The organism is Actinomycetota bacterium (genome assembly GCA_040905475.1).
Taxonomy (GTDB): Bacteria; Actinomycetota; AC-67; order AC-67; family AC-67; genus DATFGK01.
The window spans coordinates 37,580-51,465 of sequence record JBBDRM010000155.1 but is presented as its reverse complement, the minus strand read 5'-3'; the positions used below and the strand labels follow the sequence as shown (position 1 = coordinate 51,465).

The following is a 13,886-nucleotide window of genomic DNA, read 5'->3' as shown; positions in this document are numbered from 1 at the left end:
CTCGGCCCGAGGCCGGGCGCAAGCGGCGGACGGCCCTGGGCGGGGAGGACAAGTGCCTGAACTGCGCGTGTCGTCCGATCCCGGCCAAGCTGGCGAGCGAGTTCCAACGTCGCGGCGTGCCGGTCCGATCCCGTCGCGTCAGGCGGAACGTCGCTCGCGACGACCACGCGTCGGCGTGAGGTCGTCGCTCAGCCGGCCGATCTCATCGGCGAGGGTTCGCACCGCATCCTCGAGTTCGTCGAGACGCTCGCGGTCCGTATCGAGCTGCGCGGAGAGCAGCATGGTCGCGCCCGCGCCGAAGAGCAGCAACGCGCCGATGCCGGCGCTCGCGAAATACGGGAGTTGGAAGGGCACTTCGGTCTCGGCGCTGACGCCCAGATAGCCGAGGAACGCGACGACGGCCCCGGCCCCCATGAGGGCCAAGGCGACAAGCAGTCGGTACCGACGCTGGATCATGGGATCCCTCCTGAGGTCCGTGGACGTCTCCGCCCCGTCGCGGAAGGCGAGCGGCGCGAAGTCGGACGTCCGATCATCGGCAAGGCCAGCGCCCCGAGCAGGGCGCCGACGATAAGCAGCAGATACGTGGTGCGCAGAGCGCGTGCGTCGGCTCGCGACGGACGCCAAGTAACCGGCCCGGCATAGGGCTCGGCGAGCGTCGACGGCGCGAGCGAGGGGATCGTGGCCGCGCGGCCCGGAGCGATCGGCGGCGTGGTGACGGGCACGAGCGGTGCCGGCGGCTGCGCCGGCGACGTGGCCGGCCCCGTGGTCGGGGCATCGCCGGGCGGAATGAAGACCGGCGCCGCGGACTCGGCGTGCGCGATGGAGATGGAGAACAAACCCTCCGGCGAAGCGATCTCGAGTTCGAGTGCCGAGGCTTCGCGCAGCGTCCCGGCCGAGCGCGTCTCGGCGACACGCAGCGTGACGCCTGTTCGAGCCATCGTGGAGACGAGCAGATCGATCGCCGGCTGGAGGACGGTGCGTGCGACGATGTCGCTGCGGGCGACGCGGAAGCCGTCGGTGTCGGCGACGACCTCGACTCCAGCGATCCGGAGGCTTCCGAGGGTCGCCGTCGCCCTTCGCGTCTCCGCTCCGTCGACCGCCTCCGAAACAGCGGTCGCTTTCACCTCTTGAACCTCGATGAAGCCCGCCAGCAGCCGCACCGCCGCGAGAGCGGTCTCCGCGCGAGCCGACGCGATCCCCGGCGCCGATGAGACGTCGACCGCGGTCGAGACCTGATTGACGAGCGCGACATCGAGGAAGCCTTCCGACGGCGGTGGATCGAGATGCGGCACCACCAGCCCGGCGAGTGCGAGGGCAGGACCGAGTCTCTCGAGCGCGGCGTTGATCGGGGCGAAGACGGCCGCCATCGTGTCCGCCCACGTCGTCAGCAGCTGGGTCTGCTGCTCCTCGCTGAGAAGCTGGTTCGCCATCGCGAAGCCGGACCCGCTCGCCGTGCTCAGACCCGCCCTGGCGGAAGCGGTGTCGCTGGACGCATGTGCCTCGGCGAAACCGCCCCGGATGGTCATGCTCTCGGTCGGGTCCGCCCAATCGAGGGGCGCCACGACCTGATCGGTTTCTGCCGGCGTCGCGTCGGCCCGTTGTGGACTCGTGCCTCCGACGCCGACCGGAGCGCCACCGGCGTGCGCGGCCGATCCCGTCTCCGCGGACGCGGCCGCGAGCCGGATCACGTCGCTCGCCGGCGTCGTGATCCAGACCGCCCACGCGGCGGCGTACGTGTCCGCCCGCTGCGGAGATGTCGTCGGGGCTGCCGCGACCAGCGTCACGAGCGCAAACGCTCCGAACGCGCGAGCGCCTCGGCGTCTCATGGCCGGCCCCCTCCCACGGTGGCGGCGGAGCGGCCCAAGTACGCGCCGGCCACCTCGTCCCGCGTCCGTTCGAGATCCGCGCCTTGGGCCTCGTGCACGACGCGCCCCTTCTCCATGACGTAAGCACGGTCGGCGATGGACAGCGCGGAGATGTTCTGCTCGACCATGCAGATCGTGATCCCGCGCGACCGAAGTCCTGCGAGGAGGCGGAACACGTTCGACACCATCTGTGGGGATAGGCCCATCGAAACCTCGTCCACGAGCAGCATCCGCGGCGCGGCCATCAACGCCCGCCCGAGGGCCAGCATCCGCTGTTCGCCGCCGGACAGCCGTCCGGCCAGTTGGTCGCGGCGCTCGGCGACGATCGGGAAGGTGGCGAAGACATCTTCGACGCGCCGCTCGAACGTTCGGCGATCGGAACCCAGCCGGTACGCACCGACACGAAGATTGTCGAAGGCGGTCAGATCGCGGAAGATCGCGGGTGGCTCGGGGACGAGCCCGACGCCGAGCCCGACGATCTTCTCGGGGCTCATCCGATCGAGGCGATGCCCGTCGAATTCCACGGTGCCCTTCCACGGTCGGAGCAACCCGGACACGGTCCGGAGCGTGGTCGTCTTCCCGACGCCGTTCGCTCCGAGGATGACCGCCACCTCTCCCTCGGACACGTCGAACTCCACCCCGTGCAGAACCGTCGCGGAGCCGTAGCCGGCGATGACGTGAGAGAGGCGCAGAAGGCTAGACACCGGCGGCCACCTCCACCGGCGACCCGAGCGGAGCTTGGTGCTCTTCCTCGCCGAGATACGTTGCGACGACGACCGGGTCGCGCTGAACCTCCTCGGGGCTCCCCTCCGCCATCGCGCGTCCTTCGGTGAGCGCGTAGACGTAGTCGCAGAGTCGTGCGATCAACGGCATGTGGTGCTCGATCACGAAGATCGTCAGGCCCAGATCGGCGTGCAGCGCCGCCAGGCGCTCGGCGAGCTCGGCCGACTCGTCGGGACCCATACCGGCGCCCGGCTCGTCCAGCACGAGAAGCTCCGGTCCGGCCGCCACCGCGGCGGCGATCTCGGTGAGCCGTTGCCGGCCGTGCGCCAGACTGCCGACCCGGTACGACGCGACGTCGCGCAACCCGAGCAGGGAGAGCGCCGCATCCGCGCGGCTCGCGAGATCGCTCTCGATGCGCGCAACCCCCGGTGTACGGAGGAGCCCGGCTGCGGCGCCGTACGCGGCTCGAGCGTGCTGCGCCGAAAGCACGTTCTCCCAGACCGTCTGATGCGGCGACAAGCCCACCTGCTGGAACGTCCGCACGATCCCGAGAGCCGGGCGACCGTGGCTCGGGATCGCGAGCAGGTCGCTGCCCCGATACGTGAGTCGCCCGGCCTCGGGGCGGAGGAACCCGGAGACACAGTTGAAGAACGTCGTCTTGCCGGCGCCGTTCGGACCGATGAGCCCCACGATCTCGCCGCGCCGGACCTCCAGCGACAGACCCCGGAGCACGTGCAGCCCGCCGAACGAGATGTGCACATCGTCCGCAGCCAGGAGGGTGCGGGCGGGCATCGCGCGCGCGAGGGGACGACGCCGATCCTCCGCCAGAACACGTGCGAGCGAACCGTCTCGGAGAGGCTCGCCGTCGGGGGCGGGTACGGGTCTGCCGCCGAAGCGTATGCCGAGCAGCCAGGCTAGGCCTTCGGGGCGCAACACCGGGATCACCATGAGAAGCACCGCACCGGCGAGCGGGGTCCACGTCACGAGATCGCCGCGCCCAAGTTCCGGCAGCGCGGTCAGGACGGCGCCTGCCACGACGGCGCCCTTCCAGGAGCCGAGTCCGCCGATGACCACCGCGGCGACGTAGAACAGTGAGGTGAAGAGTGAGAACGGCGTCGCGGAGACGCTCTCGAGCAGGTAGGCGTAGAAGCCTCCGGCGATGCCTGCGTAGAGCCCGCTGAGCGCGTACGCCGCCAGCTTTACCTGCCCGACGGGGATGCCGCGCGCAGCTGCGGTGTCCTCGCGGTCCCGGACGGCGAGGAACGCGCGGCCGAGCCGCGACCGGCGGACCCGGCGGTCCAGCAGAAGCACAAGCACCAATGCGCTCAGGACCGCGAGCGCGAACGGCCGGTCGAGGGCGATGATCGAGGGCCGCGGGATCGCGACTCCCGCCGTTGAGGTGGGGTCCCATGGGCGCGCGAACAGAAGGAGCTCGGCGGTGACTCCGAACGCGAGGGTCGTCGCCGCGAGCTGGAGTCCCCGGATGCGCAAGCTCGGAAGGCCGACGATCGCGGCCGCCCCGGCGGTGGTCGCAGCCGCGGCGGCGATGGTGAGCGGGAAGGGGATGCCCCATGCGGCGAACTGGGCGGCGCCGAAGGCCCCCATCCCGACGAAAGCGGCTTGGCCGAGTGAAACCTGTCCGGCGTATCCCATGAGCAGGTTGAGGCTGAGGACCGCGATCACCTGGGTCCCGATCAGCGCGACGACGAAGAGGTGGTAGGCGCCCATGCGGGGCAGGGAAAGGGCGAGGGCAACGGCGCTCAGCGTTAGCAGCACCGCGCCGATGTCGACGTGGCCGCCGCGGCCGGCTTGGTCATGCCTCGCGCGCACTCCACATCCCTCCCGGCCGGATGAGCAAGGTGCCGAGGATCAGCGCGAATATCGCCGCGTCGGGGACACCCGAGATCGACGTTTGTGACTTCACGAGGCTCTCCACGACACCGACGGCGAGCCCGCCGACGAAGGCGCCGGGGAGGCTCGTCAGACCGCCGAGCAGCGCACCTGCCATTGCCCGGACGAGGACGAGCGTGTTCGAAAGCGGGTGGAACGTCAGCACCGATGCGAGCAGGATGGCCGACACGCCGGCGAGTGCACCGCCGAGCGTCCAAACGAACGCGCGCGTTCGCCCGACGGGAACCCCGGACACTCTCGCGAGGCTCTGATCGGAGGTAGCCGCGCGGACGGCGAGCCCGAAGCGCGTCCTGCGGAGGAACACGCCGAGGCCGATGGCGACGCCGCCGGCCGTGATCAGGGCGGCGAGCCGCGGCGCGGTGATCGTCGCCGAGCCGAGATGGAAGGATGAGGTTCCGACCGGCGATGGGAACGTCTGGACGTTCGCGCCCCAGATCAACACCTCGATGTAGGCGAGCGTCAGCGCCAGCCCCAGTGTGGAGGCGAGCGCCGCGAGCGGCGCGCCGCCGACGAGCCGGCGGACGATCGTTCGCTCCACGACGAGTGCCGTAACTGCCGAAACGACGATACCCACCGCGGCTGCCACCGCGACGGGCACACGGCCGAGGAGTGACCAGGCGACGTACAAGCCGACGGCTCCGATCTCTCCCTGGGCGAGATTGAAGATCCGCGTCCCCTTGTAGACGAGCACGAACCCGACCGCGAGGAGCGCGTAGGCGGCTCCGGTGAGGATCCCGATGACGAGGTAGTCGATCACGGGAGCCCCTCAGAACGACGACGCGAAGCCGGATACCTGCCGCCACCGCTTCGACTGACCGTCGGCTCGGAAAACGGCGACCGATGTGGCGCCGTTGTGGTTCGACTCGGTGTAGGTGACCGACTGCCAGTACGTCTCGTTGAAGCTGAACCGATTCAAGGCGTCGAAGAGCGTCGCTCGCGACAGCTGTGGGCCGGCGGCCAGCATGGCGTTGCGCGCGAGGTTCGCCCAACCCCAGATGATCAGACCGAGATCCTCCGGTTCCGAGTTCGGCCGGTAGCGCCGCCACATATCCGTGAAGGAGTTGGCGGCCGCGGAATCGATCGTCGGCCAGGGCGAGAAGGCGATCGCGCCGTCGAGGGCCATCCCCGCCGACTGGACGGAGAGATTGTAGTTCCAATAGGTGGCGCCGCTCAGCCAGGTCGGATGGTAGCCGTCGCCTTGCGACTGCACGGAGATCTTGATGGCATCCACGGGCGGCATCGAGAGGAAGACGATGTCGGCGCCGGCCTGGCGCAGCTTCTGAACCGTGGCGGCGTAGTCGGACTGGCGCGGCGCGCTCTGCTCGGCGACCACGATCTTGCCCCCCCTCGCCTTCACTTCCGACGAGAACGCACCGTAGGCGGCCGTCTGATCGTTCTGATAGACGACTGCGATCTTGTGGTTCTTCCCGTCGAGCCGGTTCATCACGTACTGAGCCAGCAGCCGTCCCTGACGGTCGTCGGAGATCGTCCCGAAGAACGCCAGGGGCCGGTTCTTCAGCACCTCCTCGTAGGTTCCGCGCATCAGGTAGGGGATACGGCGCGAGTTGAAGAGCCCCGCGCACGTGTCCTGCACGGCCGGCATCGTGTGGCCGATCACGAATAGAGGGTTCGCTTCGGCGAGCTTGCGGCAGGCAGCGGCGCCTTTGGCAGGATCGTAGCCGTCGTCCTCGATGATGAACCGGACGGTTCGGCCGTTGATCTTCGCTTCGGCGTTGAAGTACTCCTCGACGGCATCGACCACGTCGGAGAAGTTCGTCGGCAGCGGCGCCGCACCGGTGAGCGGGATGTGCATGCCGATCGAGATGACGTTACCGGCGACCGCCGTCGAGAGTTTGAGCTTCTCCGCGTCCGAACCGCTGGAGCCGGATGAACCGCCGGTCGAACCGGTCCCGCCTTTGCCGGTGTTCGTCGCCGATCCGCCGGTCGTCGCGGTCGCCGCCGGGCCGCCGGGCCGAGTCGGGCCGCCCGTGGCGGCGGGGCCGCCGCCTTGCTGAGCTCCGGCCTGGAGCTGCCGGCGCAGCGCCGCAAGATAGGCCTCCTTGTCGACGCGCGTTCCGCACGCGGCCAGGACTAGTGCGAGGAGGGTCACTGCGATCGGGAATCGGATGCGCTTGCCCATATCCTCCCCCCTCCGGATCGTTCCCGAGTCGAACGTAGTCCCGACCGGCTAGGTAGCTGCAGGGCCGATGGTCCTGCCGCACTCGGGCCGCTTGCTCGCGCCGCGACCGGGGAAGGAAGCCGGACGAACATCACGCTCCCGCAGGCTCGTCGGTGCGGAGAGCATCTTGGGTCACGGGTGACCAAGAAGGAGCATGGGGGTCCCCCCGGTTGTAGGCCGCTCGCCTCTGCCGCGATTCCGGTCCTCGGCGGAGGATGCCGGAGAGGGAGTCGCCGATGCTGACGCAGGAGACGGTCGACCGTATCCGCCGATTCCGGGGAAACTCGCTCCCCGTTCTCTCCGTGTATCTGAATCTCGGTCCGGACATCCGAGAGCCGCGATCCGTCGGAGCGCGCCTCAGAGACATGCTCAAGCCGATCCGGGATGCCTCGAGGTCGCTCGACCGACGAGCGTCCATGTCTTTGCGCAAGGACATCGACGCGGTGATGGATCTCGAGAAGCGCGTCACAACCGAGATCGGTCATGGGGTAGCGATCTTCTCGTGCGCCCAGGTGGGCTTCCTCGAGTACCTGAGTTTGCCGCGAAAGCTATGGGACGTGGCCGTGGCGGATGCGAAGCCCTACATGCGTCCGCTCGATGCGCTTCTCGACGAGTTCCACCGCTACTGCGCGGTCGTCGTCGACCGGCGCCGAGCGCGGATCCTCGAGTTCTACATGGGCGAGCTCGAGGCCTGGCACGAAACGGTTCAAGAAGGACGCCTTATCAGCAACTTCGGTGGCTGGTACGGGTTGGCCGAATACGGCGCCTACCGCCATTCTGAAGAGGTCGCGCACCGCCACTACCGCGAGACGGCGGCCCTCATCGCCGAGCTGTTCGAAGAGCGGGGGTTCGACATGCTCCTGCTGGGGGGTCACCGGGGGAGCGTTGAGGAGTTCGTCCCGTTCCTCCCTTCCTGGCTCGCCGATCTCGTGGCCGGGACTTTCCACGTCGATCCGCACACCGCCACCACGGCCGTCATCAAGGAACGGTGCACCAAGCTCGAGGAGGCGTTCGAGCGATCCCTCGAGTGTCGCATCGTCGATGAGCTGTTCGACCGGGAGCGGCGCGGCGGCCTCGGGGTGGTTGGTGTCCGTGCCACTCTGGACGCGGCGAACGCCCGGGCCATCGACGTTCTCCTGGCCGACGACGGCGCCACCGTTGCCGGCGTCGTGTGCGATGCGTGCGCGTGGCTCGGCCTCTCAGAGAACCCCTGTCCGCGATGCGGAGCAAGTACTCGCACGAGCGCGGACGTCGTCGACCATGTCGCGCGAGCAGTTATCGAGGGCGGCAGCGCTGTCGAGCATGTCTTCGCCGACACGCCGCTGCGAGGGCACACCGTTGGAGCGTTGTTGCGCTTCCGTCTGCCCGCAATCGCAAACCAGGGCCGAGAAGGACGGTTTGCCGTCGATCGTGCATAGCAGGATGGAGGTGACACGCTCGTTCCGGCCGCTCCGAGGAGGTGAACGGCGAGTGGCCGGCGATGGTGGGGAAGGAGGAAGCCATGGAGACAGCGATCCGCTTCACATGGGGCAAGTTGGTGCCGGGGCGAGAGGCGCAGGCCCTCGACCTCTTCGCAGATGTCACGACGTACTTCGGCAAGAAGATGGCCGACGCGAAGGTGACGTACTTCGAACCGTTCCTTCTCAAGACGGGCGACTTCAACCAGGAGCAGGGCTTCATGATCGTCAAGGGCCCCGCAGAAGAGATCGCTCGTATCGAGCAGGACGAGGAGTATGACTCCAACCTCGGGAAGGCCCACTACCTCCTGGAGCACTTCAAGGTCGACTACCTGGTTGTCGGCGAGGGCATCGGAGAGGAGCTCGAGCGCGGGGCGAAGGTGCGCACGCTGCTCAAGATCTGAGCCCGGCACAGCGGATGGGGGACGATCGAACGATCCGTCCCCCATCCTTCGTGTCTAGGTGCGTTCGGGTGGTACGATCACCACCGGACGTTTCGAGTGGTGGGCCAGCTGGTGGCTCGTGCTTCCGAGGAGCAGCTCGCCGAATCCACCCCGCCCCCGGCTGCCGACGACGATCATGTCGGCGTCCTCACGGTCGGCGACATCGGTCAACATCCAAGGAGCGCTCCCGTCGACGAGCAGAGCGTCGTACTTGACACCGGCTTCTCGAAGTGGCGCGCACCATTCATCGCGAACGGTTGCCAGCATCTTGTCCCGGAACTCCTTGTCCTCGGTCGGCCAGGATGCGAACGGGACGGCTTCCGTGTAGACGGGCAGCGCGAGCGCGTGCACGGCAACGATCTCGAAGCCGAGGCGCCCGCCGTAATCGGCGCACCATCGGATGGCGCCGGCAGATCCCTCGGATCCATCAACGCCCACGACTATCCGGCCGCTCGCCATCATCGACCCTCCTTCTCACTACCACGCAACCGCTCAGCCATACCCCAGTCTTGCGGACGCCGACGGCTCGAAGAAGGGGCGACCTGCCCCCTCCGCGAGGGTCGGACGGCGAGGCGCCTGCTCGACGTGCGTGACTCAACGGGTGTCGTCTCCGGGGATCAGCCGTCCCAGCGGCCACGCCCGCGTTCGGGGTGGCGGCTCCCCGCGCGCGACGGCTCGAAGCACTTCATACAGCGTCGTCGATCTCAGAAGCTCAACCTCGTCCGGCAGGTTGAGATCGACGCGCAGAACCCCCGGTGAATCCGGTTCCAGACGCGCTTCCGCCCTCGTGAGGATGCCGATCATCGGCGCGTTCTCGACCAGGACGTACGACCGAAAGCGGCGGATGCCGTGCTCCAGTGCCGTCAGCGCGATCATCTCGAGTAGCAAGGTGCCGAGGCCGCGGCCCTGATAATCGTCGGCCACGGTCACGGCGGCCTCCGCCGCCCCAGGATCCTCGGCGAGTCGTACGTAGCGCGCGATGCCGATGCCCGGTTCGCTCGGCTCGTCCACGGCGAGCGCCGCCCAGGCGAAATGGTTGTCGTAGTCGACCTCGGTGAGATACCGGAGAAGCGCGGGCGTCAAACGCGATACGCCGCCGTGGAAGCGGCGATACCGCGATTCAGGCGAAAGCCGTCTGAAGCCTTCGACCAGCTTAGCCTTGTCCCCGGGAAGCACCGGCCGAAGGCGGACGCGCGTGCCGTCCCGGAGTGCGACCTCGGTCGTGTGGCTCTGGATGAAGTCGCGGTCTACGGGCGGGACCGTGTTCGTTCGGGCTTTCGCCACGCCGCCATGTCACCAGACACATTGAACTCGAGGGCAGGGTCTTCAGGCCCGGCTCGCGCGGGCCGTGGGACCGTCCCGGCGGCTGAGGGTCGTTCGGCCCTCTCACCCCGCCCGGCGATGCGAAAGCCTGAGTAGAGATGGCGCCCTTCCGGGGGCATGGAGAGGGGGGCGAAATGGCCTGGCACGCGGTGGTTACCGGGACACAACGCACGCCTGAAGGAAGCATCGGGCTGCTCGAAGCCTCGAGGTCTTACCGGCGAGATTGCCGTCAGGCGATCACTGATCTCGAATCTTCGCTCGAGGCTCCCGTCGCGAAACGGACTATCGACTGGCGCCTGAAGGTCATCGCCTCGCTATCCGCGCTCCGCGGATCGTTCTACGACGACGTCTCGTTCAGCGAAGGCCCAGGCGGTCTGCTTGAAGACGTGATGATCCGAGCAACCCACCTCGCGCATGATGTCGAGAAGCTTCGGATCGAGCAACGGAAGCTGGTCCTCGCCTTGGACGCCGAACTGGGCCGCGCGATGTTAGTGACCGAGACGCCGGACGTGACGCGGGCGCGCCTCCGAGCGCTGATCCAGCGCCTGTTCCGTCACCGCCAGCACGCCGCCGACCTCGTACACGATGCGTACGAGGTAGATATCGGGGGCACCGACTGAAAGGTCGAGGTCAGCTTCACGCTCGCAGCATCAAGCAGAAGAGCGTGCAACCCTCGGGTCCTGCTCGGTCGATCCCGTGCTCGGCGCCCGCCGGAACGTACTCATACGATCCGGCACGCAGATAGTGGTCTCCTGCGACGCAGCCGCCCTCGACGACCCAAGCGTGATGCTCGAAGGTGCGGTGGACGTGCACCGGAAGCTCGGCGCCGGGCTGCAGCCTGAATAGGCCTGTGTAGCCCTTCCCGCCGCCGACCATGAAGACGGTCTTCTGCTGCACGCCGTCTTGCTCGCGGCCTTCGCGATCGCGATACGGCTCCCAGGGGATCGAGTCGATCGCGAGCCGCTCGAAGACGCTACGCGTTGCTGTTGCCATCGGCGATGCGGCCATGTCCTTCACCATCCTTTCCCGTGATCCATGGAAACCGTTGGTTCATCAGGTTCTCAACCGATCGCTTTCATGGCTCCGGCTTCCTTTCGTAGAGCTTCTCGATCTCCTCGGAGTAGCGCTGGAGGATGATGACCCGCCGGGCCTTCATGGTCGGAGTGATCTCTCCGTCCTCTTGAGCGAACTCGCGACCGAGGAGCGTCCAACGCTTCACCTGTTCGACGTTGGACAGGCGTGCATTCACCTGATCAACGGCCTTCGAGATCTCGGCCAGGACGCGTTCGTCCTTCACGAGCTCCTCGAGGTTGGTCGTCCCGATACCGTTTCGGTCGGCCCATTTCGTGAGCGCTTCGGCGTCGGGCGTGAGCAGCGCGGCGACGTACGGCCGCCCATCGCCGATCACCACGGCCTGAGAGATCAGCGGCGAGAACTTCAGCTGCTCCTCGATCACCTGGGGAGCGATGTTCTTGCCGCCTGCGGTGATGATCAGATCCTTCTTGCGGTCGGTGATCATCAGGTAGCCGGCGTCGTCGAGACGCCCAACATCACCCGTGCGGAGGTAGCCGTCTTCCGTGAAGCTCTCCTTCGTGGCCTTCTCGTCCTTCAGGTATCCCTTGAACACGTTGCCGCCGCGAACCAGGATCTCTCCGTCGTCGGCGATCTTGACCTCGACGCCCGGGATCGGCGGCCCCACCGTGCCGATCCGCGAGCCGTCCGGCGGAGTCATCGACGTCGGCGCGGTGACCTCGGTCTGACCGTAGCCCTCGACGAGGTTGATGCCGAGCGAACGGATGAACCAGATGATCTCGGGATTGATCGGCGCGGCGCCGCTCACGACGAGATGCGCTTGGTCGAGGCCCATCTGGTGGCGCAACTTGCTCAGCACCAGCCTGTCCAGGAGCGCGTGACTCATTCGGAGACCGAGAGGTACGAACCGTCCGGCCTGCTGCAGCTCGACCACCTTCCGGCCGTTCGCGATCGCCCGCTCGATGAGGCGGCGCTTCGGGTGGGTCACGATCGACTCGTTGACGCGAGCGTAGACCTTCTCGAACACGCGCGGCACGCCGATCATGAAGGTGGGACGGATCTCGCGCAGGTTGTCGGCGAGCTTGTCGATCGATTCGGCGAACCACACGTCGGTTCCGTAGTAGATGCTTCCCCAGTCCGAAACGAGGCGCTCGAATATGTGCGCGAGGGGCAAGTAGGAGACGGTGCGTTCCCGTCCCTCTGCCAGATGCACCGCCCCGTCGACGGATCGCAGCGTCCAGGTCGCGTTGGCGTGTGTGATCATGGACCCCTTGGGGGGTCCGGTCGTCCCGGACGTATAGACGATGGTCGCGAGATCCTCGGGAGCCAGCGACCGCATCCGAACGTCGACCGTGCCGGGGTTCGCCGCCTCGAACGTCCGGCCGGCGCCCATGAGCTCCTCCCAGGTCAGGATCCGAGGATCGATCTCGTCCGGCCTTCCGGTCATGAGGATGATCCGTTCCAGGTGCGGCAGCTGATCGAGGACCTTGATGAACTTGCGCAGCTGATCGGCGTTCTCGACGAACGCGGCTTTCGCCTCGGAATGCGCGGCGACGTAGGCGACCTGCTCGGGCGAATTGGTCGTGTAGATCGGGACGGGCAGCGCGCCCGCCAACATGGTTCCCCAGTCGGCGTAGTGCCACTCCGGACGGTTCGCGGAAAGGATGTTGACCGTCTGACCCTTCTCGACGCCGAGCGCCGCGAGTCCGGCGGCAACCTCCTGAGCGCCGCGCAGCGCCTGCGCCCAGGTGATCGTCTGCCAGGCCTCGTCCTGCTTGAACCTCATCGCCGGCCGTTCGGGGGTGAGCCGAACGCGATCGGCGAGCATCTCCGGAATCGTGTCTCCTCGTGCAGGCATGACGATCAACCCTCCTAAGCCGGAATCCCGTACATAGCCTGGCCCACTCGAGCTTCGAGTCCCAGAGGCGGTCGGACTCACATAGACGGGTCCATCGGGCCCGCCGGACCCGGCGCAGGAGAGACCCAGGCTTGAGAGGTCGGACGGCCCTGTCCCTCCACGGTTGGTCGGACAAGGATGTTCGTACGAAGGAAGGGAGGCGTCATGTCTACCGTGACGCAGTACTTGGCCGATCGCGAGCTCGAGTTCTTGGCCTTCGACCATCCGCCAACCCAGACGGCCGTCGACGAGGCACGGACACTCGGCGTCGCCCCGGGAACGGTGGCGAAGGCGATCGTGCTCGACACGCCGAACGGTCACGTCGTTGCCGTCATCCCCGGCTCCCGCCGACTCGACATGAAGCGAGTCGCCGAAGCGGTCGGCACCGGGCACGTGAGTCTCGCCGACGAGGCAGAGATCAGCAAGGACTTCCCGGACTACGAGCTCGGTGCGATCCCTCCGCTCTCCGGGTTGCTCGGGATCCCGTTGTACGTCGACGAAGAGCTCGCCGGCCACGAGCGCATCGTGTTCGCATCGGGCAGGCAGACGGAGTCCGTGAAGATGCGGACCGCCGACCTCCTCGCCGGTCCGAAGGTGACGATCGCGCCGCTCTGCCGGCAGCAGAAGACCTTCGACGAGGACTGGATGGAGTAGCCGGGCGACGATCCACCCGAGGAGAAGAGCGACGATGTCTCACCCCGTCATCCATTGCGAGATCGGAGGCCACGAAGCCGAGAAGCTGAAGGGCTTCTACGCCGATCTGTTCGGCTGGGAATCGATCCCGGCCGGACCCGGGTACTGGCTCGTTGCCCCCCAGGACGGCGGCATCGGCGGCGGCATCATGCAGGCCACCGCCGACATGCCGCGATACGTGACCGTGTACGTCCGGGTGGACGGTCTGGAGGCGACGCTGCGAAGGGTCGCGGAGCTCGGTGGCCGCGTCCTCGTCCCGCCGACGGACATCCCCGGCGTCGGTGCGTTCGCGTTGTTCCAGGACATCGAGGAAAACATCATCGGCCTGATGCAGATGACGACCAAATAGTCCCGACGGGGCCG

The 13,886-nt window shown here is 67.6% G+C and carries 15 protein-coding genes; 5 read left to right on the top strand and 10 right to left on the bottom strand.

What is annotated here, in order from left to right:
* Window positions 1–138 precede the first annotated feature (138 nt).
* Genes WEB06_19160 through WEB06_19135 form a run of 6 tightly spaced genes read right to left on the bottom strand, consistent with a single transcriptional unit; the run spans window position 139 to window position 6,639 of the window.
* Entirely contained in the window at window positions 139–456 is a 318-nt protein-coding gene (locus WEB06_19160) for a hypothetical protein (protein MEX2557737.1), read from the bottom strand.
* Window positions 453–1,826: a choice-of-anchor P family protein gene (locus WEB06_19155; protein MEX2557736.1), complete on the bottom strand. Its 1,374-nt coding sequence runs from the start codon at window positions 1,824–1,826 to the stop codon at window positions 453–455. The genes WEB06_19160 and WEB06_19155 overlap by 4 nt, the downstream gene beginning before the upstream one ends.
* Window positions 1,823–2,569: an ABC transporter ATP-binding protein gene (locus WEB06_19150; GenBank protein MEX2557735.1), complete on the bottom strand. Its 747-nt coding sequence runs from the start codon at window positions 2,567–2,569 to the stop codon at window positions 1,823–1,825. Before WEB06_19150 ends, WEB06_19155 begins: the two co-directional genes overlap by 4 nt.
* Window positions 2,562–4,418, bottom strand: coding sequence for a branched-chain amino acid ABC transporter ATP-binding protein/permease (locus WEB06_19145; GenBank protein ID MEX2557734.1), 1,857 nt, complete (start codon window positions 4,416–4,418; stop codon window positions 2,562–2,564). The genes WEB06_19150 and WEB06_19145 overlap by 8 nt, the downstream gene beginning before the upstream one ends.
* On the bottom strand, window positions 4,402–5,256 hold the full coding sequence (locus WEB06_19140) for a branched-chain amino acid ABC transporter permease (protein MEX2557733.1): 855 nt from the start codon (window positions 5,254–5,256) through the stop codon (window positions 4,402–4,404). Before WEB06_19140 ends, WEB06_19145 begins: the two co-directional genes overlap by 17 nt.
* Window positions 5,257–5,265: 9 nt before the next feature.
* Entirely contained in the window at window positions 5,266–6,639 is a 1,374-nt protein-coding gene (locus WEB06_19135; GenBank protein MEX2557732.1) for an ABC transporter substrate-binding protein, read from the bottom strand.
* Window positions 6,640–6,914: 275 nt separating this feature from the next.
* Between WEB06_19135 and WEB06_19130 the strand changes: the two genes are divergently transcribed.
* Together WEB06_19130 and WEB06_19125 are read left to right on the top strand one after the other, a co-directional pair.
* Entirely contained in the window at window positions 6,915–8,096 is a 1,182-nt protein-coding gene (locus WEB06_19130) for a hypothetical protein (GenBank protein MEX2557731.1), read from the top strand.
* A gap of 83 nt (window positions 8,097–8,179) precedes the next feature.
* Entirely contained in the window at window positions 8,180–8,539 is a 360-nt protein-coding gene (locus tag WEB06_19125) for a hypothetical protein (protein ID MEX2557730.1), read from the top strand.
* A gap of 54 nt (window positions 8,540–8,593) precedes the next feature.
* On the opposite strand, the gene WEB06_19120 is transcribed toward WEB06_19125, so the two are convergent.
* Both WEB06_19120 and WEB06_19115 read right to left on the bottom strand, forming a co-directional pair.
* Entirely contained in the window at window positions 8,594–9,037 is a 444-nt protein-coding gene (locus tag WEB06_19120) for a universal stress protein (GenBank protein MEX2557729.1), read from the bottom strand.
* 135 nt (window positions 9,038–9,172) lie between these two features.
* Window positions 9,173–9,862 carry a GNAT family N-acetyltransferase gene (locus WEB06_19115; GenBank protein ID MEX2557728.1) on the bottom strand — a complete coding sequence of 230 codons (690 nt, stop codon included), beginning with the start codon at window positions 9,860–9,862 and terminating at the stop codon, window positions 9,173–9,175.
* A 173-nt stretch (window positions 9,863–10,035) separates the two neighbouring features.
* Here WEB06_19115 and WEB06_19110 point away from each other — a divergent pair, with 173 nt between their 5' ends.
* Window positions 10,036–10,521, top strand: coding sequence for a hypothetical protein (locus WEB06_19110; protein MEX2557727.1), 486 nt, complete (start codon window positions 10,036–10,038; stop codon window positions 10,519–10,521).
* Between the two features lie 16 nt (window positions 10,522–10,537).
* Here the strand turns inward: WEB06_19110 and WEB06_19105 are convergent, their stop codons facing one another.
* Complete coding sequence (locus WEB06_19105; protein MEX2557726.1) at window positions 10,538–10,909, bottom strand: cupin domain-containing protein; 372 nt, start codon at window positions 10,907–10,909, stop codon at window positions 10,538–10,540.
* 67 nt (window positions 10,910–10,976) lie between these two features.
* Window positions 10,977–12,791: a long-chain fatty acid--CoA ligase gene (locus WEB06_19100; GenBank protein MEX2557725.1), complete on the bottom strand. Its 1,815-nt coding sequence runs from the start codon at window positions 12,789–12,791 to the stop codon at window positions 10,977–10,979.
* 204 nt (window positions 12,792–12,995) lie between these two features.
* Between WEB06_19100 and WEB06_19095 the strand changes: the two genes are divergently transcribed.
* Complete coding sequence (locus WEB06_19095) at window positions 12,996–13,484, top strand: YbaK/EbsC family protein (protein ID MEX2557724.1); 489 nt, start codon at window positions 12,996–12,998, stop codon at window positions 13,482–13,484.
* Window positions 13,485–13,518: 34 nt separating this feature from the next.
* Entirely contained in the window at window positions 13,519–13,872 is a 354-nt protein-coding gene (locus WEB06_19090) for a VOC family protein (GenBank protein ID MEX2557723.1), read from the top strand.
* The last annotated feature ends 14 nt before the right edge of the window (window positions 13,873–13,886 follow it).